Source organism: Autumnicola edwardsiae (assembly GCF_031846505.1).
GTDB classification, from domain to species: Bacteria; Bacteroidota; Bacteroidia; order Flavobacteriales; family Flavobacteriaceae; genus Autumnicola; species Autumnicola edwardsiae.
This window is the reverse complement of the sequence record NZ_JAVRHP010000160.1, coordinates 1-3972: the sequence shown is the minus strand read 5'-3', so window position 1 is coordinate 3972 and position 3972 is coordinate 1. Positions and strand designations below refer to the sequence as shown.

Below are 3972 nucleotides of genomic sequence, written 5' to 3'. Positions count from 1 at the left end.
ATAAGTATATGGTTTTTATAAGAGGACGTTTTAATGAAAATTTTCAAGTCCCATTCACGTCAAAAAAAGCTACCATTTTAAGTAGCGGAGCGGATAAAAATGAGTAGCAAGAGGGTAACACGCTGCGCGATGTTACATTTTTACAAATAGCTACAAACCAGATGTTTACTCATTTTTTAAACTTGTTTTTTTATTAAATTTGCGACAAATGCCCTTGAAAGCCCTATAAACAGGCTCTTTTTTGCGACAAATTGAGAAATTGAAGTGAAACTAGTGGAAGTATTCTGCCTATTTCTTTGCTCCTGTTTTAGGAAGAAAAATTCGCCCAAAAAGTCTTGAACGAAAGCCAAGAAATCATCTTTATATCTATTTGGAATGAAGGTTTACTTTTGGTTTGAATTTACTAAAAAATAAAGGCGAAGCTAAAATTTTGTTTAATCACTTTTTAAAATCTAGTCCAAGAACAGGATTTAAAATTATCAAGCATCTAATAATAAGGGAATAAACTTCACTTTCTTTTTTAGAATGATTACTAAGGGGTGTGAATGGATATGTTATTTTACAAGTCCCTGCAATTCATCTAGTATTTCCATTTCTTCATAAGGAACGATATCTATAATAAGTTTTAAAATCTCACTAATATTGATTTCAGGTTCCCCGATGTATTTGTCAGGGACATAATCTGCTTGTAGTGCCAGAATGCAGGTTTTTAGCAAATACAAGATCAAATCCATTGCTTCCTGATAACTATTCAATGGTAGCAATACCATATTTTTACCAGTGCCACTTATATCCGGAGTAAACAAATTGAGTTTAGACTTACATAAGTTTTCTATTTCTTTGAGTGTTGTTTGATTTTTCATTGTGCATTTTTTAAGGGTTTTAGTAAAAATTAATTCTTTCCATATTGCAATAATGCTTTTAAACCCCCGCCAGAGTCAATTATTTTTCCGTTTGCCCTATCACTTGATAATCCATTCTGTCAGTTTCGGAATGATAGGAACATCACGAATGAGGGTACTACCTTTCAGCAAAGTTTAGAGACTATTTTTGTTATTACAGTTCTTATTTATTAAACAAATGGTAAGCTTCATCTAAAAATTCTCCTCCTTCAAATGGCATCAAATCCCGGGCAAGTTCTAAACATTTCCGAATATTTTCTTCAGGGCATTTTATCTTCGAGGGGTTATATTCATCACCTTGTGTAGCCATAATACAAATGTTCAATAATGATTCTATCGTATAAAATAAATCCCAATATCCACTAAATTCTAGATGGGAAGGTTTGAACTTTCCTGATTTTAAATCACTTTCCCGTAATACGTTTAGTTTACATTTAACTGATTTTTTAAGCTTCTTTAGCTGTTTCTTTTTCTTGGTTTTCATAATCTATATTATAATTATTAATAATTTCTTCTAAAGTTTCTACCTCTTCAAAGGGAAGTAATTGTAAAATATGTTCCAGTGCAGTTTGCACATTAATATGTGGCTGAGGGATCAACCTTCCATAACTGCTATCAGCATATTCTAAGGCTACTATACAAACCTTCATTATCCCAGCTATATCATAAAGTACATCAGCAATACCATTAATTTTAAATTCAGCTTTGTAATACAACTTTTCAGAACCGGGTTCTAGTTTATATAGTTTTCTATTAAAAAATTCCTGTACCTTATATTTAATTCTTGGATTCGCTGTAATTTTATCACTAAGGGTTTCTTTTTCGGTAGAGGTTGATTCTAAGGGATTTTTACAGTAAGCGTGCCTTTTCTCAAACTCGTTTTCAACAATTTTCAGCATTTTATCCAGCTTATTTTGCAATAGCTTTATGGATTTCAATGATATTTCGTAATCCCTGTCATACCTCACATTTCGGTAAGCGGTATCCAATAAGTCCAAGAGTTGGGTTTCTTGTTCGTTTTCTTTTGAAAACAAGTGCCCTAGTTCTGGGACGAAATTTTGAATGTATTTTTGATGGTAGGTGATTCCGTGGCAAATTTTCTCTTTTCCCATTGTGATGAGTTCCACGGTACGAAAAGAAAGTTCTATTGATTGATGGAACATAAAAGCCGCTTGCGGATAGTTTTCTTTTTCAATGTAAAAATTTGCCCCTTGCTGAAAATCCAAAGCTTTGGTATATTCTTTTTTAAATAAAGTTTCTGTTTTTTGTAGGGCTTCTTTAAAATCCCAATCCTTGCACTCCGTTTTTAAAGCCCCATATTTCAAATACTTTATTAAGAAGCCTTGAAGAAAAAAAATATTCCCTTCTTTTAATTGTTCGATGGCATAGGTTTCTTCGTAGATACGATATACAAATTGCGGGTGTTCTTGAAATATTTCAGTTACTGAAATTAGCTTGTTGTTTATACTATCGGCACCTTTCTTAATGACAAGAAAAAGCTGTTTTTCTGCTTCTTCAATAAATGGGATCACATAAATCGCTTTTATTGCTAGTATTTCGATCAGTTGTCGGATGATGCTTTGGGTTACGGGTTTCATAAGATTAGATTTTAGGGTTGAACGTTAGTAAGTAATAAATTGAAGAATTTTACCACGTGGAATCCTTCGCTTTACTTTCTCCCTGAAATTATGGCGTTTCCAAACGCCTCAATCTTCTTCTTGAATAACTTTATTAAATTCAGGGAGTTTTGACACAAAAAAGGAAGTTAGGTTATCGAGTACTTCTATTTCTTCGATATCTATGTTCCGGCAGTTGATGATTAATAGTATATATTTGGGATGGTCGTAACTGCGTGAAAAAATTGCCCATTCAAAATATCGAACAATGGCAAGGGGTTCTTCACTTTTAAGGAGTTGTTTTATGGCTTCGTGGTTCATTTTCCTGAATGATTTAGCCTAAAGGAACGCTAATAAATAAGCGTACCGAACCCAAATCAGGAGTATAAAACCAAAAGGAAATTGTATTTTACCAACACAACAAAAGATAAAAGTTAGTACCTTTGAAATATGAGTACAACAGCCACACCACATATCGGACGAAAAATTAGCCGCATTCGAGAACTTCGCGGAATGAAACAAGAAGCGCTTGCCTTAGAGCTTGGCGTTAGCCAACAAACCGTTTCTCATCTAGAACAAAGTGAAACGATAGAGGATGAAAAACTGCATAAAGTGGCTAAGGTTTTGGGAGTAACTCCCGATGCGATTAAGAATTTTAATGAGGAAATGGCAATAAATTTCTTTAACAGCTTTCAAGACAGCAGTGAAGGTACTTTTAATAATCATTGTACTTTTAACCCATTAGATAAATTAATGGAATCTGTTGAAGAAAATAAAAAGCTTTACGAACGCTTATTGGCTGCTGAAAAAGAAAAAGTTACTTACTTAGAAAAGTTATTGGATAAAAATTAGTTTTTCATAATTGAGTTTAAGAGGTTTAAAACCATAAGTGATTCTACAAAAGAAGAATTGCTTATGGTTTTAAATTTTTATAGAGTTAAGTTTTTGCAGCCACCAGACTCAAAGCAAGATGCTTTTGTGGATACAAAGACACATTCTCAAAGAAGCAAACGGAATGGCTTTGGGGACACGCACAACTTGCCCCCTACTATTTTTAAATTCTTTCCCATCTCACATTCTAAAAAAACAGCCAACCGCACAATTACAAAACTTCACAAGCCAGTACATAACCCAAGTATTTAAGAAGGGTAAATTTCATAATCCAAGGCAGAGTGTTGAAAAGAATCTGAAAATTAGTGATGACAGATCAAAAATCTTTCCCTACTTTAGACACATTATGTCAACAAGTATTATGTCAACAGAAACAATAGGCGAAAGGTTAAGGCACATACGAAAAGGAAAAGAACTCCCATTGCGGAAAGTTGCTGCATTGCTTGACATTGATGTAGCCATTTTGAGCAAAATGGAGCGTGGAGAGCGGAAAATCACGAAAGAAGTTGTTTTGAAACTTGCCGACATATATAATTATAGCACAGAGGAACTTTTGATTTTGT

Annotated in this window: 6 protein-coding genes; 2 read left to right on the top strand and 4 right to left on the bottom strand. The window is 33.5% G+C overall.

The genetic code is table 11. The annotated features are described in order from the left end of the window. Nucleotides 1-554 precede the first annotated feature (554 nt). The 4 genes from RM529_RS16240 to RM529_RS16225 all read right to left on the bottom strand — a co-directional run bounded on the left by RM529_RS16240 (nucleotide 555) and on the right by RM529_RS16225 (nucleotide 2839). Complete coding sequence (locus tag RM529_RS16240) at nucleotides 555-863, bottom strand: hypothetical protein (RefSeq protein ID WP_311485793.1); 309 nt, start codon at nucleotides 861-863, stop codon at nucleotides 555-557. 202 nt (nucleotides 864-1065) lie between these two features. Beyond that, a complete protein-coding gene (locus RM529_RS16235) occupies nucleotides 1066-1386 on the bottom strand; it encodes a hypothetical protein (RefSeq protein ID WP_311485792.1) in 321 nt (106 codons plus the stop codon). Further along, nucleotides 1349-2500: a HEPN domain-containing protein gene (locus RM529_RS16230; protein ID WP_311485791.1), complete on the bottom strand. Its 1152-nt coding sequence runs from the start codon at nucleotides 2498-2500 to the stop codon at nucleotides 1349-1351. Before RM529_RS16230 ends, RM529_RS16235 begins: the two co-directional genes overlap by 38 nt. A gap of 108 nt (nucleotides 2501-2608) precedes the next feature. After that, nucleotides 2609-2839 (bottom strand): hypothetical protein, encoded by a 231-nt coding sequence (locus RM529_RS16225; RefSeq protein WP_311485790.1) that lies wholly within the window; start codon nucleotides 2837-2839, stop codon nucleotides 2609-2611. A 129-nt stretch (nucleotides 2840-2968) separates the two neighbouring features. Here RM529_RS16225 and RM529_RS16220 point away from each other — a divergent pair, with 129 nt between their 5' ends. Then, the gene (locus tag RM529_RS16220; protein WP_311485789.1) at nucleotides 2969-3370 is read left to right on the top strand and encodes a helix-turn-helix domain-containing protein; all 402 of its coding nucleotides are present in this window, start codon (nucleotides 2969-2971) and stop codon (nucleotides 3368-3370) included. Nucleotides 3371-3770: 400 nt separating this feature from the next. Continuing rightward, on the top strand, nucleotides 3771-3972 hold a 202-nt coding region (locus RM529_RS16215; protein ID WP_311485788.1), incomplete at its 3' end, for a helix-turn-helix domain-containing protein.

Excerpts from the sequence above, each read along its gene's own strand:
- RM529_RS16235 (WP_311485792.1), bottom strand. The coding sequence starts at position 1,386 with ATGAAAACCAAGAAAAAGAAACAGCTAAAGAAGCTTAAAAAATCAGTT.
- RM529_RS16240 (WP_311485793.1), bottom strand. The coding sequence starts at position 863 with ATGAAAAATCAAACAACACTCAAAGAAATAGAAAACTTATGTAAGTCT.
- RM529_RS16220 (WP_311485789.1), top strand. The coding sequence starts at position 2,969 with ATGAGTACAACAGCCACACCACATATCGGACGAAAAATTAGCCGCATT.
- RM529_RS16225 (WP_311485790.1), bottom strand. The coding sequence starts at position 2,839 with ATGAACCACGAAGCCATAAAACAACTCCTTAAAAGTGAAGAACCCCTT.
- RM529_RS16230 (WP_311485791.1), bottom strand. The coding sequence starts at position 2,500 with ATGAAACCCGTAACCCAAAGCATCATCCGACAACTGATCGAAATACTA.